Annotated in this window: 18 protein-coding genes and 1 pseudogene; 9 read left to right on the plus strand and 10 right to left on the minus strand. The window is 33.5% G+C overall.

The window, feature by feature from the left end:
• Window positions 1-90: 90 nt before the first annotated feature.
• Window positions 91-735, plus strand: a complete 645-nt coding sequence (gene trmB / locus ONG78_RS02915; protein WP_264377628.1) for a tRNA (guanosine(46)-N7)-methyltransferase TrmB — start codon at window positions 91-93, stop codon at window positions 733-735.
• A gap of 208 nt (window positions 736-943) precedes the next feature.
• Here the strand turns inward: trmB and ONG78_RS02920 are convergent, their stop codons facing one another.
• Window positions 944-1,465, minus strand: a complete 522-nt coding sequence (locus ONG78_RS02920) for a pyrimidine dimer DNA glycosylase/endonuclease V (protein WP_264377629.1) — start codon at window positions 1,463-1,465, stop codon at window positions 944-946.
• Window positions 1,466-1,595: 130 nt separating this feature from the next.
• Window positions 1,596-2,993 (minus strand): phage terminase large subunit, encoded by a 1,398-nt coding sequence (gene terL, locus ONG78_RS02925; protein WP_264374543.1) that lies wholly within the window; start codon window positions 2,991-2,993, stop codon window positions 1,596-1,598.
• A gap of 68 nt (window positions 2,994-3,061) precedes the next feature.
• Between terL and ONG78_RS02930 the strand changes: the two are divergent.
• Window positions 3,062-4,205: pseudogene (locus ONG78_RS02930) on the plus strand (alpha/beta hydrolase family protein).
• 574 nt (window positions 4,206-4,779) lie between these two features.
• Here ONG78_RS02930 and ONG78_RS02935 read toward each other — a convergent pair.
• The 8 genes from ONG78_RS02935 to purE form a co-directional block, all read right to left on the minus strand.
• Complete coding sequence (locus ONG78_RS02935; RefSeq protein ID WP_264377631.1) at window positions 4,780-5,877, minus strand: AAA family ATPase; 1,098 nt, start codon at window positions 5,875-5,877, stop codon at window positions 4,780-4,782.
• Window positions 5,878-6,011: 134 nt separating this feature from the next.
• The gene (locus ONG78_RS02940; protein WP_264377632.1) at window positions 6,012-7,334 is read right to left on the minus strand and encodes a hypothetical protein; all 1,323 of its coding nucleotides are present in this window, start codon (window positions 7,332-7,334) and stop codon (window positions 6,012-6,014) included.
• 4 nt (window positions 7,335-7,338) lie between these two features.
• A complete protein-coding gene (locus ONG78_RS02945) occupies window positions 7,339-11,055 on the minus strand; it encodes a collagen-like protein (protein WP_264377633.1) in 3,717 nt (1,238 codons plus the stop codon).
• A 372-nt stretch (window positions 11,056-11,427) separates the two neighbouring features.
• Window positions 11,428-12,891, minus strand: coding sequence for a DegQ family serine endoprotease (locus tag ONG78_RS02950; RefSeq protein ID WP_264374548.1), 1,464 nt, complete (start codon window positions 12,889-12,891; stop codon window positions 11,428-11,430).
• Between the two features lie 3 nt (window positions 12,892-12,894).
• Window positions 12,895-13,767, minus strand: coding sequence for a protease modulator HflC (gene hflC, locus ONG78_RS02955; protein WP_264377634.1), 873 nt, complete (start codon window positions 13,765-13,767; stop codon window positions 12,895-12,897).
• Between the two features lie 2 nt (window positions 13,768-13,769).
• Complete coding sequence (hflK, locus tag ONG78_RS02960; protein WP_264375971.1) at window positions 13,770-14,795, minus strand: FtsH protease activity modulator HflK; 1,026 nt, start codon at window positions 14,793-14,795, stop codon at window positions 13,770-13,772.
• Window positions 14,796-15,209: 414 nt separating this feature from the next.
• Window positions 15,210-17,039 (minus strand): DNA mismatch repair endonuclease MutL, encoded by a 1,830-nt coding sequence (gene mutL / locus ONG78_RS02965; RefSeq protein ID WP_264377635.1) that lies wholly within the window; start codon window positions 17,037-17,039, stop codon window positions 15,210-15,212.
• Window positions 17,039-17,539, minus strand: coding sequence for a 5-(carboxyamino)imidazole ribonucleotide mutase (gene purE / locus ONG78_RS02970; RefSeq protein WP_007302433.1), 501 nt, complete (start codon window positions 17,537-17,539; stop codon window positions 17,039-17,041). The genes mutL and purE overlap by 1 nt, the downstream gene beginning before the upstream one ends.
• An 862-nt stretch (window positions 17,540-18,401) precedes the next feature.
• Here purE and ONG78_RS02975 point away from each other — a divergent pair.
• From ONG78_RS02975 to ONG78_RS03005, 7 genes are read left to right on the plus strand one after another with little or no spacing between them, the layout of a single operon-like run.
• On the plus strand, window positions 18,402-18,698 hold the full coding sequence (locus tag ONG78_RS02975; RefSeq protein ID WP_064085421.1) for a helix-turn-helix domain-containing protein: 297 nt from the start codon (window positions 18,402-18,404) through the stop codon (window positions 18,696-18,698).
• Between the two features lie 60 nt (window positions 18,699-18,758).
• The gene (gene rpoZ, locus ONG78_RS02980) at window positions 18,759-19,151 is read left to right on the plus strand and encodes a DNA-directed RNA polymerase subunit omega (RefSeq protein WP_264374551.1); all 393 of its coding nucleotides are present in this window, start codon (window positions 18,759-18,761) and stop codon (window positions 19,149-19,151) included.
• A 29-nt stretch (window positions 19,152-19,180) separates the two neighbouring features.
• The gene (locus tag ONG78_RS02985; RefSeq protein ID WP_319606842.1) at window positions 19,181-19,426 is read left to right on the plus strand and encodes a monovalent cation/H+ antiporter complex subunit F; all 246 of its coding nucleotides are present in this window, start codon (window positions 19,181-19,183) and stop codon (window positions 19,424-19,426) included.
• 6 nt (window positions 19,427-19,432) lie between these two features.
• On the plus strand, window positions 19,433-19,705 hold the full coding sequence (locus ONG78_RS02990) for a monovalent cation/H(+) antiporter subunit G (RefSeq protein ID WP_264374553.1): 273 nt from the start codon (window positions 19,433-19,435) through the stop codon (window positions 19,703-19,705).
• 11 nt (window positions 19,706-19,716) lie between these two features.
• Window positions 19,717-20,241 carry a DUF4040 domain-containing protein gene (locus tag ONG78_RS02995; RefSeq protein WP_213863894.1) on the plus strand — a complete coding sequence of 175 codons (525 nt, stop codon included), beginning with the start codon at window positions 19,717-19,719 and terminating at the stop codon, window positions 20,239-20,241.
• Entirely contained in the window at window positions 20,234-20,653 is a 420-nt protein-coding gene (locus ONG78_RS03000) for a Na(+)/H(+) antiporter subunit B (protein ID WP_007302439.1), read from the plus strand. The genes ONG78_RS02995 and ONG78_RS03000 overlap by 8 nt, the downstream gene beginning before the upstream one ends.
• Window positions 20,650-20,952, plus strand: a complete 303-nt coding sequence (locus ONG78_RS03005; RefSeq protein WP_264374554.1) for a cation:proton antiporter subunit C — start codon at window positions 20,650-20,652, stop codon at window positions 20,950-20,952. Before ONG78_RS03000 ends, ONG78_RS03005 begins: the two co-directional genes overlap by 4 nt.
• The last annotated feature ends 20 nt before the right edge of the window (window positions 20,953-20,972 follow it).

Genomic DNA, 20,972 nt, shown 5'->3' on the forward strand with positions numbered 1-20,972 from the left:
TTATATAATATTAATAATTAGTGACAAGTAAATTCTCATTAATTCATTTCGAGAATTGTTTAAGCTATAAAAGATTAAGTTATGTAAGTTATGTTATCTAGGAATAATAATTGGATTAGGTCATTTTCCAGAAGATCTAGGTTGAAGTTGAATGTTTTGGAGAAGTATTCTATTAAAAACAGCAAGGAATCTATAAAAAAGATCGTAGACTTACAAAAAAGAATACGAGTAGAAATAGGTTTCGGTAATGGTGAAAATATGCTCCATCAGGCATTCAATGAATCTGATCTATTATTTATAGGATGTGAGCCTTATTTAAAGGGGGTCTCTTCCTTGCTAAAAAGCATAGAAGCACACAGCATAAAAAATATTGTAATATGGACAGAAGATGCAAGAGAATTAATTGTCAATTTTCCTGACCATAGTGTTGAAAAATTCTTTATTCTCTTTCCAGATCCATGGCCAAAAAGAAGTCACAACAAAAGACGGTTAATTAATACGGAATTTTTAAATTTATTAGCAAAAAAAATACTTGTCACAGGTGAAATATTTATTGCAACTGATCATCAGGATTATGCAGAGTGGATAGAGTTACATATAAAGCAGTGTAATTTTTTAACCTATAAGGAAGATAGTTTTGCAAATTATACCCCAACAAAATACCACAGAAAAGCGCTAGAATATCAGCGTAAAATAAAGTTTTTTAAAGTAAATGTTATATCTAAACTGACTTAGATTTACCTCTGCTTGTTAGTACAGATGTGTACATGACACTCTATAGTGCAAGTAGCCTACCATATACTGGGAATAACAGTTTACTGAATTCTTTAATCTCACAAATAGAAAGATCAATAAACTTGATAAACATCAACATTATCAGCCAGCATTGCTTTTGCAACTTCAATTCTACCTTTTTTATGATCGGTTTGGATAATTTTATAACCTATAGCATTTTGTCTAGCAACCAATCTGGTGCTTCTCTACCTTTTTCCCACTTAGCAAATCTCATCTTTTCTTTTAGGTAATATTCTCTATATGCTTCTATTGGGTTACTACATTTATATCGATCAGGTAACGCTTGTGTAAAAGCTTGTATATCAGCTGATCGAAATATTAGCAAATCCTTGTTATTATCGCACCAATCTATAACTTCTTCGGATTTATGCGTTCTTTTGTATCGCAAGCTATATTCTATACACAATTCTTTTCCATGTTTTATTAACCAATCAAAGTTTCCTTTTGATTGTCTAGCCCATAAAGAACAAGGATGGTTTTTGTGAGTAAGTTTATATGGAACTTCTATATTCTGGTTTGTAATGCTGACTAAAGGATTTGGCTCTTTCAATGCTATTGAAAAAACACTGCTAAGCAATTGAGCAGTTTCTAGCGGCATTTTTACTATGTGCTTATCGCATAACATTTGTGCTGCAGTTACAGGACTTTCGTCTAATATAAAGATATTCATCTAAGCACCCAGAGATAGAATTTTTGCGTAGTATTTATTTCAATAAACCCTAAAATATCATTCAGAAAATGGATAAGTTAAATAAGCTCAGTTAAAAAAATTATACACAATTCCGAGGAACCTTTTCAAGCTACAATGAACGTATCGCTACCACTCTAGCAATATTATTTCTCACCCACTGAAGATATTGCACGGTACTGTCTACTTGATCGTCGTGACGGATTTCTGGAAACATTAAAATCTCATACTCAAAGTCGCTAAGCCATACTGCTTGGTTAGGGAGAAAAACCCGCTCAGATTCTATAATTGGGACAATTCGGTGAAATCGAGTTAATTTGTCATCATGTGGTACTATTTGAATAATAGGTAAATCACTGTTTTTCCTGAGCTCCTGAACCAATTGCTGACCGCTTGCTTTTGCTTCGATTAAAATTGCGTGTGGCTTCCACCTTGCAGCCAGCGATAGAACTTTCTCTTTAAGTTTTGGATATTCAAGTTTTGCGCGATATACATCGAGTAAATAGAATGTATTATCTACTTTTGTCCAGGTAGTGCAGACACTAAAGTCACTTGTATTGTTTGTTGAAATTGCAGTATCCCAACTTTGTGTTACATGCAAGAGGCTATCAGGAAAATTTTTATAGCGCTTCAACCACTCTCGTTTAATTATAGCACTTGAAAGTGGTAGAGGGTTTTGTTGGTATTGAGCAGCAAAACCATAACTCCCAAGTTCAGCTTTTATCATCTCAATTTCTTCTTTTCCTTCAGTTAGGGAATACAACAATTGACCTTCTTTTCTTGAGTATATTTCCTGTTCATGCTCTGGAATATGATTATTAACTGAATAAATAATCTCCTTATCTTCAGCTATTATTGGTAAACAGACATGATGCCATATGTTTCTTGGTTTACAGAGGAGGTGACCAGTTAAATCTTCTAAATGGAGTCTGTGCATCACAAGAACGATAACTCCTTTTTTTCTGTCGTTGAGCCTGGTTACTAAAGCCTGATCAAACCAGTTTGCAGCACGCTTTCTAAATGTTTCGCTCAAAGCTTGTGCGGGACTTAATGGATCATCCACGATAATGAAATCTCCACCTTCACCGGTTAATGTTCCTCCAACTGATGTTGCAATTCGACATCCTCTTTGCACTGTTTGAAATTTATATTTAGTGTTTTGATCTTTGCATAATTCTACTTTCGGAAATAGCTCTCTATACCAATCAGATTGCATTATGCACCTTGTATCGAGTGAGTGCTTTTCGCTAAGCAACCGAGAATAACTTGCAACTATTATTCTTGCAGTTGGCTGATTTCCAAGTATCCATGCGGGCCATGCAACACTTACACAAATGGACTTCATTGAACGTGGCGGCATATTGAATATTATTCTTTTCACTTCACCTGAACTTGCCGCTTCAAGCCTGTCTGCTATGACTTTTATATATTGATAATCATTATACTCACACCCCGGCACTACCGTTTGAAAGCATAATTCAATGAATTTGAGAAGGTTTATATTGTTCATAAATTAAGGTTTGTTGATTTTTTTAAGATTTTGTTGTGTAATTAAACCAGCATAGTGAGAGTTAAAATATGAAAGAAATAAGAGAGCAAACTGAGAGAGAATTTATAAAAACTCAAAACGGGATAAAAATAGAGACAATTACGCTTCTTGGTAAAAATCAAAACAATAATCGAGGTGAAAAACATCTGATATACTTTATTGGTGGAAATAGAGCGTTAAGCCCTGGTAAAGATTATTCCCAAAATTGGAATTGGGCCACAGAGCAAGGGATAACTGTACATCTTTTTAATTATCCTGGACTTGGTTTAAGTAAAAACAGTTCATTGATACGTAGCAATAGAGTTAAATCTGGTATAGCAGTTGTAACTAACTTATTGGAAAAAGGTATAAAGCCAGATGATATCATATTGTTTGGAGACTGCCTAGGTGGACATGTGGCTGCAGAGGTTCATAAAAATTTTAAGTATAAGGATATACATTTAAGATGCATCGTTAGCAATGCTGCAAGTTCACTTAAACAAGCTTCTCTTTATTATTTTGGATTCATAGCAAAATTAAAAATTTTTCTTGCTCCGATAATCAAATTGGTACTAAAGATTTTTGGCTGCCACTGGAAGACATATAAAATCGTAAATTCAATTACTCCTTATACAATGTACTTTAATCGAGAGGGAGATAAAACGATAAAACAGCCAGCGCAACTTGCAACAGAAATAGAAAAAATAGATCAAAGCGGTAGAAGGAAAGATTATCAAAAAAAAGAAATATTTGAAGATTTTGAGGAATATGAAGGCTTTTTTAAGCAGCATATAATATTAAGAAAAAATGATGAGTGTATTGATTCGAAAAAAGCTGATAAAGATATACATAAATTGCCAATTACGTGTTTAAAGTCTTCCAACAAAACTGATTACACTTTTCCTGAGTTGATTAGTTTATATATTCACATTACAGATGAATATTTTTCTAAACGTGGCTCATTAAATAATGAGGAGAAGGTTAAAGCATTTAAAGAAAGTAAATTTTATAAAGATTTTTCAAGCTGTAAAAATTCAAAGGGCTTTTTGCATAATCACATGAATAAGCAAGAGTATCCTTCGATGTCATTTCAGCATGTGATAATAGAATTTAGGGAAAAAAAGACCTTTCTTAACAAGTCAAAGAAGGCTAGTTGCTCTTAACTTGACGCGTATACTTTCTTCAATATTTTAGCCATCTGTATCTGTTCAGATGCATGCAAATATTGAAACCAGTGTTTCTTTTCTTATCATCCGAGTACTGGGACCCAGAAGACTCAGGTAATAAGAACTAGATTCCAGCGTCACGCGCTGGAATGACACCGTCATAAACTGCTAGGCCTTCATAATTTCATCCCAGTGTCCTCTTTCTCTTATCATCCCAGTACTTGATACTGGGATCCAGATGCATGGCTAATGCTGAAACCAATACTCCCTTTTCTTGTCATACGAGTACTGGGACCCAGAAGACTCAGGTAATAAGAACTAGATTCCAGAGCCACGCGCTGGAATGACACCGTCATAAACTGCTAGGTCTTCATAATATCATCCCAGTACTGGGATCCAACTAAATTGGTGAACACTTTACAGCATTTTTGATAGAAAGAACTAGATGCCAGTGTCAAGCACTGACCATTTTTTCCTTAAGTTTTTGCAGCTTGCGTTCTATTACAAAACCACTGTGGTGCTAACGAGTGGCAAAATGATAGCAAGTTTTAAATTTTATTTTCAATAACGAAATTTGGCACATCTTGCTATACTTCCAGTTTTTATTGTACAAAAGGGGCTTCTGTCGTCTGTGTCTGACATGAAGCTAATGTTATTCTCCCTCTTCCTTGTCCTGGATTTAGTTTGTGAAACGCGTGGTTGAAATCTTCCTTACTCACTACCTTGGACTTTCTTTCAAGAGCAGCGTATATTTTTGCTTCATTAACTAATTGTTCTAACTCAGCTCCAGAATAGCCTTCTGTTTTTTCTGCAATATCTTGAATATTTAGCCTTCCATCAGTTTTTGTATTTTTGGTATAAAGCTCCAATATCTTTTTTCTCGTTTCCACATTTGGATTAGGTATATGAACCCTTTGACCTAAGCGTCCAGGCCTAATAAGTGCTGGATCTATCTCATTGACCAGGTTAGTTGCACCAATTACTATTATATCTTTTCTGCTCTTAAATCCATCTATTTCAGTTAGTAACTGTGTTAAGCTCTCTCGACAGTGGTAAGCTGAGTTATTAGCGGTACTTCTTTTTTGGGCAACTGCATCTATTTCATCTATGAATACTATACAAGGAGAATATTTTCTCGCTACTTTAAAAAGCTCGCGTACAGCATGTGCACCATGACCAATATATACTCCAATAAGTTCTGGACCTGAGATACTTATAAAATTCATATTTGATTCACCTGCAATTGCGCGGGCGATAAGTGTTTTACCATTTCCAGGAGGGCCGTGCAGTATATAATCTTTTAGTGAGTTAATACTTTCACTTCCAAACATCTCACTCATTTCTTCTGTCATTTGGTTACAGCAAATAATCTGCAATCGTTGTTTTAAGGAATCGTCAATTATAACATTAGCAAATGTTGTTTTATTATCTGAATTAGCTAATTCTATTTCTATAGGCAGCTCTACTTCCTTCATTTTACTAAATATTTGATCATATATAAACCAAGCGATAAAAAAGAAAACAGTGAGTAACACAGAAGGCATAGCTTCGCTAATATAATGTGCAGCCAGCTCATATCCTTTACTGAGAAACATTGTATGCATATAGGCAAACAAAAGAGCAATAGAGACCATAATTGCTATGCATAGTAAACAGATAGCAATTCTTTTGAGTAATTCTGAGATTTCAATTTTTTTCATCTTACTGTCTTATATCGATTTTAAACTGAGAACAATTTTATTTAGATTAAATACTAAAAAAATATACCCTTACACTTCTTTGAATTCTACTAAATTCACTTTTAAAAAGCAATTATAATATACTTTGTGCGTGGTTAAGATAGCTCTGGAATAGTATAAAGAACTATGTCATCATTGAAGAGAAATTCATCTGTTGTTTTGTACTCTTTATTAATTTTATAAGAATCATAAACATCGTAATCTGCTTTTGTATGGTAATCACAATATTGAAACTTACCCTCTTTATTGAAAGAGCCAAATTGATCAATTAATGTAGCCATTTTCTTACCTTTTCCACTTTTTGTTAATTCAAATACATCAGCTGGGCAGTGGCCTGAAGAATCTTGATTAGTAGTTCCTTTTGCAATAAAAAAAGATGGTTTATCGTTAAGCAACTTGCAGAAATTTGGCTTATATCCCTTTTTCATATAGTTTAAACTTGTATACTGGTATTCATCTGGAACATTTGAGTATTGAGAATCATACTTTTTATGTTCAAAAAACTCATTACCTAAGAAATTACAAAATGTTAATTTATAATCATCATTATTACTAGACTTAACGACTTTAAGATAATGAAAGTTTCTAGGAATTTTTATCTCTTCTTCTGTAACGTGATTATGTATGACCAATTGGTCATCAAGCATGCAGTAACCTATTTTTGGTAAAGTAGCTACAAGCTTACCGTTTAACATGATATCTGCTTGATAGATATTATCCGATAATTCTTTTCCCTTTTGCAAAGTAAAATCCTGCCCTGCTTTAGCTGGTGCACTGCATTGCTCAGTTTTAGTTAAGTTTTTTATTATTGTTGATATCTCACTAATTTCTAATATATCATGTTCATTTTTTGTGTATTGATACTTATAGCAACTACCATCTTCACATACTGGAAGACATTTTCCTTCTTCATCTGATATATAGATATAATCACCTTCTATTGTAAAATAAAGTCCACCTTTTTCTTCTTGAATTTTTTGTAGTACTGGGTCATTTTCATCGTTAAAATTGATAAAATTGAGCATTCCAATAAAATTATTTCCATCATCATTACTCATTATGAGTTCAATAACAAAATTATTACTGTCTTTTATGTACTTACGTGAAATTAACGCTTCTTCTCCTAATTTAAGCTGTTTTATAATATTCTCTTGATTCTCGCCTATGATAGCTTTTTGTTCTATAATAAAGTCCGTGCCATTTAATTTCAGAGGTGAGTTGTTTGTAAATAAAACTATCTCATCACCCTGCTCCTTTAACTTTAAATCATTAATATTCCCTACTTCAACTATACCAATATGTGAAGAAACAGTATTAACATTACCATTTTCCTTTACTATGTAATATACAGTGGGAAGTTTAATCAATTTTTTATAAAGCGGATTTTTATCGTCTATTTTAAATATATGTTTTTCCATGATATTACCTTAAATAACCAACAACTTGCTGATTAATGGCACTGAGGCTACTAGGAGGAGCAACATAACTCATAAAACTCCTTGGCTGCTCATTATCTGCCACTATTTTTTCAGTATTAACGAAAGCTCTTTGCTGCTCATTTAATCTTTTTTCCATATGATCTTTAAAAATAGCCAAACATTTACCGGTTTGTTTGTAATTAGGGAATGATTTTTTCGCAGTTACACACAAGAACTTCAACAACTCGTTATGATTTTCATCATTAAGTAATGACTTATTGATAATGGTTGACTGCAGTTCCATTGGATCAAAATTTAGACTTCTCTTTGAAATGCCACATTTCACAGCTGTTACTCCTAATACTTCTTCAAATTGTATTACAATATCTGCTGCATTTATTATTTTTGCTACTTCCTGTATTTCATTTTTTACTTTATATTCATCCTGTTCTACCGCAGGGTAAAAGAAATTTATTACTTGAGATATAAATGAAGTTGGTCTGCTTGCTCCGCTTGTCACTGATGATTTTTTAATTTCCCTCCTTCTTCTACGTGCACCACAAATTTGATCTGCTGGACTTGTTCTACAAAATATATCTTTTGTTTTACTATAGAGCGCCTCTGTGTCTCTTTGCGATCGCAAAGCTTGAGTGTTAAAACTTTTAGCATTTTTTGTAAAAATAGCTGTTTTATTGTGCAGTTTTTCGACTTTGTTTGCAAAACCTTCTGAAGCATTTTTAGCTGCCTCTGCTGCTTTTTTAGCATCCAGAGTTTCATTTTTTACTTTTCTTATCTCACGTAAAAACTGATCAGCTAATGTAGCACCTATTCCATCTATACCTGGCTCACCTTTTATGCCTTTAGGACCAATATCTCCTTTTAATCCGTCTATACCGGGCTCACCCTTGTTGCCTGTAAGACCTTGTGTACCATTGAAGCCCCTCAGACCTGGCTCTCCTTTTGAACCTGGCAACCCATCTGATCCTTTAGGACCTTCTGGACCTTGCAATCCATTTGCACCTGGTTCTCCTTTCTCACCCATATCACCTTTTATTCCCATGGCTCCATCTACTCCTTTAGGACCTATATCTCCCTTTGTTCCATTTATACCTGGCTCACCTTTTATACCTTGAGGTCCTATATCTCCTTTTAATCCTTCTATACCCGGCTCACCCTTGTTACCTGTAAGACCTTGCGTACCATTGAAGCCCCTCATACCTGGCTCTCCCTTAGGACCTTCTGGACCTTGCAATCCATTTGCACCTGGTTCTCCTTTCTCACCCATATCACCTTTTATTCCCATGGCTCCGTCTAATCCTTTAGGACCAATATCTCCTTTTTCTCCCTTTGGACCTTGGACTTCTCCTGGATTTTTCCTTAGTTCTTCTGCAATGCTTTGTGTTAGCTCGGTATTATTTGCAAGGTTTTCTACTAATGTATGATTAGAATCACTTAGTAACACATCTGCTAGCTCTTCCATTCTGTTATCAGCTAATGCAATGGCTATTCCTGTTTGAATATCTTGATTACTAATAATTCTTCCTGCAACTTGCTTCTCTAATACTAAATCTCCTACTTGGTCACGATATTCAAGCACCTGATTAGCAATAGTGCCATTATTAATTAATTTTTGTGCAACTTCTTCAGGACTTGCATCTCTACCTTTATCACCTTTAGACCCAGTATCTCCTTTGTCACCTTTAGAACCTATCTCTCCTTTCTCACCCATATCACCTTTTATCCCTATGGCTCCGTCTAATCCTTTAGGACCAATATCTCCTTTTTCTCCCTTTGGACCTTGGACTTCTCCTGGATTTTTCCTTAGTTCTTCTGCAATGCTTTGTGTTAGCTCGGTATTATTTGCAAGGTTTTCTACTAATGTATGATTAGCATCACTTAGTAACACATCTGCTAGCTCTTCCATTCTGTTATCAGCTAATGCAATGGCTATTCCTGTTTGAATATCTTGATTACTAATAATTCTTCCTGCAACTTGCTTCTCTAATACTAAATCTCCGCCTTGGTCACGATATTCAAGCACCTGATTAGCAATAGTGCCATTATTAATTAATTTTTGTGCAACTTCTTCAGGACTTGCATCTCTACCTTTATCACCTTTAGAACCAGTATCTCCTTTGGGACCTTTAGAACCTATCTTTCCTTTCTCACCCATATCACCTTTTATTCCCATGGCTCCGTCTAATCCTTTAGGACCAATATCTCCCTTTGTTCCATTTATACCTGGCTCACCTTTTATGCCTGGCTCTCCCTTAGGACCTTGTGCACCTGGCAATCCATCTGTTCCGGTATCTCCTTTATCACCTTTAGACCCAGTATCTCCTCTCTCACCTTTTAGACCTTGAGAACCAGGCTCACCTTTCCAACCCCTTGGCCCACTTGTTCCACTTTCACCTCGCACACCTCTATCACCCTTTATACCTTTTGTTCCATCTATACCTGGCTTACCCTGAGAACCAGATTCTCCCTTGTTGCCTTTTGGACCCAAATGGCCTGGTTCACCTTTAGGACCACGTGCTCCAGTGCTACCTACAGAACCTTCTGGACCAGGAAAACCTCGGTCACCCTTATCACCTCTGGAACCTTGGTTGCCGTTGAACCCCGGTTCACCGGGTGCACCGGTATAACCTAGTTCGCCCTTTTGTCCTGGAGGACCTTGAGGACCAGGCGCTCCATCGAAGCCTCTATCACCTTTTTGTCCCCTTTCACCTGGCTCACCTTTAGGACCTTGTACACCAGTACGTTCTAATCTGTCTATTCTGCGTTTTAAAAGTTCAATTTCTGTTTCTAAATTTATATGTTCTTGAATATTCACATCAACCTCCAAAAAGTTATCAAAATTTTCTAAGTTATAATAATAAGGATATGGACCTGGTCTATTGTCGTGCTCATACCCAAAAGAATTAGGGTTAAAATTATAAAAATTTTTGCATGTGCTATTTTCATACGATATGCAACCAACATAACTATTGCCTAACTTTTTTACTGCGAAATAGGTATCTTGTGCTTTCAAGCTCTCCATTTCATGAAAAGGGAATAACTGGAATATATTGTCTATACGAGTAAATGCTGAAAGGATATCATTCAATATGCCAACTTTTCCACCAGTTAAATTATATACCTGAGCGCTCCTATATAATTTGTATATATTTCTTGATTCTTTAAACAAATAGTCTCCTATTTTTATTTTGAGTCTTTTATCAGGTGAACTTTTAAGATCTTCCAAAATAAGACTGACATTTTCGCTACTAATTATGTCTTTTGGATCTATTAAAACTTTCCTGTTTTCTAGCAGTTCATAATAAATACTACAGCTTTCACGATTATATGCCTTAACATGTAAACCATTTGTGTAACCATGAGGTATACGATCAATAGTAGCTATGATAGTATTTTTGCCATCATAGTAATAATAATAAGGTTGATCAGAGGTAGTAACTAAAGCGAATTTGTAATCATTTCCTACCCTTTCTAGCTTTAATTGTGGCCATTCAGATAAGTTGTTTAGTATACTTGCCACGTCATGCTTCAAATCCCAAATTTGAAAACTCAGGCCAATATTGTTGTCGATGATAATGTAAGATACACTAGGCAGGCTAAATGTTGTTTTGTTATTTAATCTTATTTGTGCAGGTATCCTACGACCAGTTCTATTATTACAATCGTTTTGTAGGATACCTTCCTTTTCTAGTTTAAAACGCATCTCCACCTCCCTTTGCGATTAGATATAATTAATTTATGGGTATTAATTATTGATTAATAATGATGATAAGTAAATATGATTATGCTTTATACTAATTTAATTATAAATTAATTTGTGAAAGAAAGTTATCCTTTTTAAACTGATTATCAAAAGGCTTTATATCATCCAGTTTCTTACCACTATAGCTCTTTCATCTTATGGATGATATCGTTCCAGTGCTTGATACTGAAGTCTAGTTCTTTCATAACCTCGTTGGAAAGGTTTTCAGTATAGGGATAAATTTTATTAATCTACAGAAAAACCCTTACCCTTAGGATAAAGAAGCTAGTTAAATTTGTCAAGCAATTTTTTCATGACCAACTAGATAAATAGCTACTTCTTCAATTTGATTGAGGTGAAAAATTGATTGCCGTTGCGGTAAATAAGCAGCATTACTGAATCTTTGCCGTCTTTTTTTACTGCTGAATCAATTTGTTTTTGAAAATCATTAGTATTTTTAATATCGATTCCATCTAGTTGGATAATTATATCACCTTTCTTAATAGAACGTAGTGTAGAATTACTACTACTATCTACACTAGTAACTACTACACCCTTTGTGGGTGCATTGTTTTTTAGTTCTTTTGGCAAATTTGAAACGGTTAAACCACTTATATAACTAGATGTTGATTTATTTTCTTCTTGATTATTACCTGAATCATCATTTGTAGATTCCTCGATTGCAACCTTGATATTGACTTCTTTACCTTTTCTAAGTAACTTAACCTGTACTTTCTTTCCGGGCTCAGTTCGTGAAACCATATGAGGTAATTGCGTCATTCTATCAATTTTTTTGCCGTCAAATTCTAATAGTATATCACCTACTTTGATTCCTCCTTTCTCTGCAGGACTGCCCTTTACTACGCTTGCAACTAATGCACCTTTGATATCTTTTAAACTTAAGGATTCAGCAAATTCTTTTGTTATAGGCTGAACTTGCACGCCAAGCCAACCATGTTTTATTTTTTTACCACTTTTTAATGTGTCAATAATTGAAATAGCTAGATTAGATGGTATAGCAAAGCCTATACCCACGTTACCGCCAGACTCAGATGGGGAATAAATAGCAGTATTAATACCTATAACTTTTCCATTTAGATGAAATAGTGGTCCCCCTGAGTTACCTCTATTAATTGCAGCATCAGTTTGAATAAATTCATTCATAGTACCAATACTAATGTCTCTAGATCTTGCAGACACAATTCCTGTACTTACAGAGCCACCCAAACCAAAAGGGTTGCCTATTGCAATAACTGTATCACCAACTCTTGCTTTATCAGAATTACCAAATTCAACAAAAGGAAGATCTTTATCAGAATTAATCTTAAGCACAGCAAGATCAGTTTTTGCATCATAGCCTAAAACTTCTGCTTTGAAATAAGTATTATCGTTCATAGTAACTGTAATATCTTGGGCATTTTTAATAACGTGATAGTTGGTTACTATGGTTCCACTTTTATCTATAATAAATCCAGACCCAAGTAACGTCACTTCTCTATTAATGCTAGGAGCTCTATCGAAAAATTGATCAAAATGCTCGAAAAATTCTCTAAAGTCATCAAAGAAATTATTTCTTGGCGTAAAAGGGATTTTAGTTCTATTGTTATTTTCTTGTTTAATTATTTGTTCACTTGAAATATTTACAACTGCAGGAATAAGTTCTTCCACTATATCAGCAAGCCCTTTATTACAACTACATACAGGATCTGCAACTGTTTTTGCAAACAGATTAGCATATGAAGAAAATGAAATTAAAAAATATGCAAATATAGATAAAATAAATGCTTTACTTTTCATAAACTATTTCCATCCCTTGTTCAAAATATCTAAGAAATTATTATTTGGTGAAAGCACAAATTTAGTATTATCCTTAGCAAATGATTTACTATAAGCTTTCATAGAGCGATAAAAGTTAAAAAACTCTTCATCAACCTTGAATGCCTCATTATAGATTCTAGTTGCTTCAGCATAACCACGGCCTCTTATTTCATGTGATTCTTTTACTGCACTAGAGACAATTCCCCTTTTTAATTTATCAGCTTTTGATCTAATTTCTTGTCCAGCTTGTTCTCCTTCTGCTCTAATTTCTTTTGCTTCCTTTTCCCTTTCAGTTTGCATGCGGCGGAATATTGCAGAACTATTTTCTTCTGGTAGATCTGCTCTCTTAATTCTTACATCTATTATTTCTATGCCAAATTTTCCAGCTTCAGAATAAACTCCACGTTGAATTAATTGCATAACTTCTGATCTCTTTTCATTCAACAAACTAATTAATGAAAATCTTCCTATATTCTCCCTTATGTGAGCTTCTATGACAGAATATAATCTTCTAACTAGCCCTGATTCATTTTTCACAGTTTGATAAAAAGTGATAGGATCTATTATTTTATATTTTGCATAAGCATCTACTATAATACGCTTTTGATCTGCAGTTATCACTTCCCTTGGAGTTTTATCAGGACTTAAATCTAAAATTCTCTTATCAAGAAATTCTACGTTATTTATAAATGGCAATTTAAAATATAAACCACTGTCCCTAACATCTTTTACGACTTTACCGAGTTGTATAACTATTGCTTGTTTTGTTTCTTGAACAACGAAGATTGAATTAGATAAGGCAATCAATAATACAACAAATATAAAAGCAAAAACAATTTTTATATTACTACTCATGGCTATTTTCCTAAATTTGTAAGAGGTAAATAAGAGAACATACCTTTCAGATCGTCTGTTATAACAAACTTATCTACCTTGCTGAAAATATTTTCCATAGTTTCAAGATAAATACGATTCTTAACAAGAGAAGGATTTTGTCTATATTCTTCGTAAAGAGATAAAAAGCGATTTGCATTACCTTTTGCTTCATTTATTATTTCATTCTCGTATGCTTCTGCATCTAATTTTATCTTTATTGCTTCACCTTTTGCACGAGGTATAATATCATTACTGTAAGCGTATGCTTCGTTTATGGTACGCTCCTTATCTGCGCGAGCACTTTGTACATCCCTAAATGAGCTAATCACCTTTTCTGGTGGATCAATTTTTTTCATTTGAACGGATAAAATCTCTATACCCATTTGATATCCATCAAGAATCTGTTGCAATAAAATTATAGTATCTCTGGAAATTTCAGCCCTGCCTTGACCTTCGAGTGCAAAAGAGATCGTATTCTTACCTATTATTTCTCTCATAGCACTTTCAGCAGCATTTTTAACGCTAAAACCAGGTTTATAATCCCGCACTTTGAATAAATAATCTTTAGCATCCCTGACTCTCCATTGGACCTCAAAGTTAACGTTGACTATGTTCTCATCTCCGGTAAGCATCACTCCTTCACCACGATCTGTATCTCGCCCATAAGAGCTACTTATCCCAATTTCTTCACGATTTACTTCTTTAACATTTACTTTAAAAACCTTACCAATAGGGTAGGGAAAGTGATAACGCAAACCAGATGTTTCTGTATTGGAATATTTGCCAAAAGTAAGTTCTATACCTTCCTCACTCGGATGGACAATATAGAAACCAGTACAAAGATAAAACAACAAAACAATAAAAATGATGAAATAAGGTTTTTTCCCTCTATTTCTGGTTAAGCCATTAAAAAAGCATCTTATATCAGACACAGCTTTACTTAAAATATCTTCATTACTTGAACCTGACGGTTTCTTTCCAAGATTCCAAGGATTACGCTCATCCATAAAAATTATTAATTGTATAACTAATACGCTGATATTACTTAATCTTATCAAAAAATGCAAAACTATTTTGTTTGCAGATTAATGATCGGAGTAAAGGATGTGATCATACACTTCCTTTTTCTCTATATGATATGGTCAATTCTACAGAATTTCTAGCTTTTTTTGAATTCTTTATTGTCGTTTTTGATAAGTATCTTTAGTTGTATATTAATTATTAACATAAAAGACAATGCCTGGGATTTAGGAAACTTAATTTTAATCAAGTAGCTGCATAATAAATCATTGTCAAGTGATGGAATGACATTATCTAATATGCAAATTACCTGCAAATTGAAATGTTCAAACAATTGTGTATCTGAGTTTTGAGATGACGAAACTAGGGTTGTGTAATCTATACATATTTGTGATAACTTCTCACCTTCGCTCAAATAACTTTTCAATATCGCTTAATTTCATTTCTATATAGGTTGGCCTTCCGTGATTACATTGTCCAGAATAAGGTGTCTTTTCCATTTGCCTCAATAATTCATTCATCTCCTCCAATTTCATCTTTCTGCCTGCTCTTATTGATCCATAACAAGCAATTGTGGCTAGTATTTTATTCACCTTATCCTCTATAGGTAATGTATCTTCTATTTCTGTTAGTCTATCAACTATATCAATGAGCATTCTCTTTGTGTCTACTGCTCCTAAGATTGCAGGAACTTCTTTTACTATGATCTTATTTTCTGATTTAATTTCAATCTCAAAACCCATCTCAAAAAGTTTATCTTTATAAGTTTTAATCATCTCCATTCCAGCTTGATTTTTGATTTCAACCATTTCAGGCAAAAGAAGTTTTTGTCTTTTTATACTTGATTTCTCCTTTAAGCACTCGTATACTAGCCTTTCATGGGCTGCATGCTGATCTACTATAATTAGTTTGTCTCTTACCTCAGCAATAATATAAGTATTGTAGATTTGACAGTGTGCAAACCCAAGTGGATAGTCCCTTATTAGATCGGTTTGTTTCCTTTCCAAAATTGTAGTTTCTGCTCGTGGAGGAGATTTTTGCATACCAGTATAATCAAACGATTTTGAATGTTCTGATAAGCTTTTTGTCTCTATATTTGGAGAAGTAAATTCTCTCATTAACTGGTTTTCAAAAGGATCCGACCTTCTTCCATAAAATTCATTTTTAAGACTAGACCTACTAAAAGGATCTGATGATAGATGATTCGTTGTTGTTCCATTCTGGGCCAATACAGTTTCTGCAAGATCTATTCTCTTTGATAGCACTTTTATTAGCCCTCTTCTCACTATTTCATATATTAGCCTCTTGTTCTGAAACCTTACCTCTGATTTATTTGGATGCACATTTACATCAACTTGATCATACGGTATCTCTAAGTGCAGCGCTGCAAAAGGATATCTATTGCTTGGAATAAGGTCGTGATACGCATAACGAATTGCACCAATAAGTAGATTATCTTTAATTGGTCTACCATTAACAAATGTATAGATCTGAGTTGAATTGCTACGATTGACAGTAGGTTTACAGATGTATCCTGTAAGTCTAATGCCATCTTCTTCTTCACTAATTTGCAAAGAGTTTTCATGAAATTCTTCTTCTACTTCGCATAGCCTGCTAAATAATGAGGTCTGCTTAGCATACTTAAGAAGCTTCTTATTATCGGAGATAAGAGTAAACTCAATTCCATAATTGATCATTGCTAAGTTGTTTACAATATCAACAATGCTTTGTGTTTCTGCCCTTTCGGTTTTGAGAAATTTTAGTCTATTTGGTGTGGCAAAAAATAAATCTCGTACTTCAATATATGTTCCTATCGATAAAGGATAAGGAACAAGCTCTCCTATTTTTTCTCCCCCCTCATACCTTATAGACCATGCTTGATCTGCTTTGCTTGCCTTAGATGATAATTTTATTCTGCTTACTGCTGCAATTGAAGGCAAAGCTTCTCCTCTAAAGCCAAGATGCTTGATCTCTATCAATTCACTGTCACTCAATTTTGAAGTAGCATGGCGCATAAACGCAAGTTCTAAATCATTCTTTTTTACTCCGCTACCATCATCGATTACAGTAATGAGGTTACGCCCACCACTTTCTATCTTAATTTCTATCTCTGAGCTTCTGGCATCTATTGCATTTTCCACTAATTCCTTTACCACACTTGCAGGCCTTTCTATTACCTCTCCTGCTGCTATACGATTTATGGTTTTTGTATCTAAAAGAACTATTGCCATTATAATGTTGGTTTTTCTTTTACTGCTTTAGTTTGCCCCTCTCTCCATTTTTTTAATCTATCTGCAATTTCACTATTAGAAATCGACAATATAGATGCAGCAGTAATAGCGGCATTGCATGCTCCACTCTCTCCTATAGACATTGTTGCAACTGGAACACCTTTTGGCATCTGCACTATAGATAATAGACTATCGAGCCCATTTAATTGCTTGCTATGCACAGGAATACCGATAACAGGTAAATAAGTAAGCGATGCAGTCATACCAGGTAAATGAGCCGCTCCTCCTGCACCAGCTATAATAACCTTAAAGCCTTTTTCTTGAGCAGACTTAGTAAAATTAAAGAGTCTCTCTGGTGTTCTGTGTGCGGATATTATAAATACATCATGTGAAATTTCCAATTCTTTTAATAGGTTAATAGCATGCACCATAGTGCCATAATCCGACTCGCTTCCCATAATTACAGCAACATCCTTTTTCATTTTTTCTGTATTAGACATGATTTTATTTACTAACCAAATAGTATTTAAGAAGCAACAGATATTTAAATTAAATTACGAATATGATATAGCATTCTTATTAAATAGAAACTTTAAAAATTGAAATGAATCCCTATATTAAAATATAGAGGTATAAATTTCGGATATAAGGGTCTATTCATAATCTTTTTAGAAGCAAAGTGGTGGAAGCAAGAAGACGATTTGTAAGCTAGTATTGAATTTTGCTTATCACAATTGTCTACACTTTTCTATAAGAGTATTAGAGACTTACCTTTTGACAATACGGCAAAGATTTCTACAGTTACATCCTTTTATTTGTTTCTTTGCAATTACTTTTTTATATATGTTTCAAAACACTTTCTTTACTTCCGCTATGTTTTTTACTTCATTTATTAAAATAATCTTGTCATTTTGAAAACATTGTTGATTCACTGAAGCCACTTTTTAGGACCTGTAACACTATGTAAAATATATCCTAAATCTTCTTGATTTTGTTTCTTTCTACAGAACTCTACTCAGTTTTTCTCCTACTCATCTTGCTCTGTTTTCATAATTTACATACTCTATCTCCTGCTTTATTCCTTTCTTGAGATCATGTACAGTCTCTAAAACGAGTTTGTAAAATGATTATTTCTGTATTTTAAACTTTGCAATTTCAACTTATTCTCTTTAATAGTAAGTTTTTTACAAAATAATAGTTTGAAATTACTAGTATTTTGATAAAAATTATAGTCAATTTAAAATTTTGAGTATCAGTATATCATTATAGTTATTGACAAATTATATAGTATTAATATATTGGTATATTAAATATTATGATATAATATTTAATAAAACTAGTTGGTATGTGAGAGTAAAAATTATGGAAACAATATCATTAAACAATCTGGATAGTGAAGCAATAAAAAAAAAATTGCTGAGCATAATAAGTAAAATTATAGGAAAAAATACTTGGACTCAAGCTTGTGCGGCTGAGAAACTTGGTATTGATCAACCAAAGGTGTCACAAATTAAAAGTGGTAAGACAAGTGGTTTTTCTTTAGAGAGACTGTTAGGTTTTTTGAAAAAGCTTGATCATGAAATAACAATTACAATAACAGAAAATCAATCAGTAAAAGCTAAAGAAGAAAAAGTAGAATGTAGAATTGGATCTCAATAGATCCGAAGTTGACATCTTATTTTTTGTGATATAGTATAAAGTTTATAAAGGTAGTATTTTATGATTGAGTCTATTGTAGAAAAGTGTGTAGAACAGGTACAGAACCGTTTTAAATTGGTTCTGCTAGCAAGTCAAAGAACGCATGATTTGAGTACAGGGGCAAGCGATCCCGTTGAAATGGTTAAGTTTAAAGATCATAAGGATACGATAGTTTCTTTATATGAAATAGCAGAAAAGAAGGTGAATACTCATGAGTTGTTTAACCTTTTGGTGAAAAGGTGCAAGGAGCACATGAAAGGAAACACAGATAATACTTATATTAATAGTCCAAGTAAGCTAGCAAATTTGTTAAATTTTTCTGATCATCAACTTAACACAAGTCTGGATGTAAGTCAAGAAAGCCACGATGATGAAATAGATGATCAAGATAGTGGTGAAGAAGTACCGATTTAGAAATCTGCAGAGGTTATAATAGCTTATAAATGATTAGTATTGCTATCTATGCGCTTTTGTTCTGTATGAGTGTAATGTTATGTTGTATAGTATTTAGGTCAAGTGATGTGTACAATAAGATTTTAGCATTCAATAGTTTATCAACACAAGTAGTTTTACTCATAACAGCAATATCGATTATTCTGAATGATTTTTTTTTAATTGATATAGCATTACTGTATGCTAGCATCAGCTTTATATCAACTATAGCGCTAATGAGATTAATGTTGTTTTGATAATTTATGGTAGCATCCATTCTCATATTTTTAGGTGTTTGTTTAATAGTCATTTCAAGCTTAGGAGTAGTAGTATTTCCTGATTTCTATACTAGACTACATGCTGTAGGTATTACAGATTCTAGTGGCGCAATGTTGTTGTTGATTGGTTTTGCTTGGCAAAATGAATTTTCAATCAATACTATTAAAGTTATATTATTGATTTTTATAATATGGATAGCCAATTCAACTAACAGTTATATTTTAGCGCGTACTTATTATAAAAGTAAAGACTATTAAAGAAGGTTAAGATGCTAGAAATACTGAATCTAATATTACTTTTGCTGTTACTCACGGTTACAGTTTTTATAGTTCTTTCGAAACATTTGGTTGTAAGTGCTGTTCTAATGTGTGTATTTAGTGCACTTATTGCACTTATGTACTTGATTATGAATGCGCCAGATGTTGCAATTACTGAAGCTTCTGTTGGTGCAGGATTGAGCACAGTCTTTACGTTTGCAGCACTCTCTTTGGTAAAGAATTACAAAGCAAATTTATCTCATAGCCCCACAACACTTTTTTTTATGTTATTTTTGACTGCATGTTTATCATACTTTATGATTCAATTACCAGATTTTGGCAGTCATAATGCTCCAGTTCACTTGCACGTTGCTCCTTATTATGTAGAAAATACTGAAAAAGCTATTGGTATTCCTAATATAGTGACAGCTGTTTTAGCAAGCTTTCGTGGCTATGACACATTTGGAGAAACTATAGTAGTTTTTACTGCTGCACTTTGTATAATGTTAATATTAGAAGAGAAAGAAAGTGATTAAAGATCCGGTATTAAGTGCAGTAACATTTTTGATGATACCTTTTATCATTTTTTTTGGTTTATACATACAGTTTCATGGTGACTATACTCCAGGTGGAGGTTTTCAGGCGGGAATAATTATTGCTTCTGGGATAATATTATATTCTATGTTATTTGATATACCTACAACTTTAAAAGCAATACCTTACTCTATTATCAAATTTACTAACGTACTAGGTATTTTAACCTATGGAGGAGCTGGTATTATAACAGTTTTATTTGGCCAAAATTTTTTATCCTATAGTATATTGTCAGCTGATAGTAGAACAGGTCAAAAATTGGGTATTTTCTTAGTGGAGCTGGGTGTATTGCTTACCGTCTCTTCTTCCATGTTAATCATATATATAAATTTTGCTCGCAAGAAAAAACAATGACTCTATATAATTATGTAGGCATTACTATATTAATGGCGCTAGGTTTCTATATCATTGTAAATGATAAAAACTTAATAAAAAAAATGATGGGATTAAGTGTCTTACAAGCATCTGTTTTGTTGTTTTACATATCTTTAGGGTATGTAAAAAGTTCTTTACCTCCTATATTGACTTCAAATTTTCACTTATATACCAATCCTATACCTCACGTCTTAATGCTTACTGCTATAGTGGTTGGAATTGCAACATTTTCAGTTGGATTGTCCATAGTAGTAAGAATGGAGAGATTAGTTGATTAAGAAGAGTGTGAATAAATTGA

The organism is Wolbachia endosymbiont (group B) of Philonthus cognatus, from assembly GCF_947179345.1.
Classification (GTDB): Bacteria; Pseudomonadota; Alphaproteobacteria; order Rickettsiales; family Anaplasmataceae; genus Wolbachia.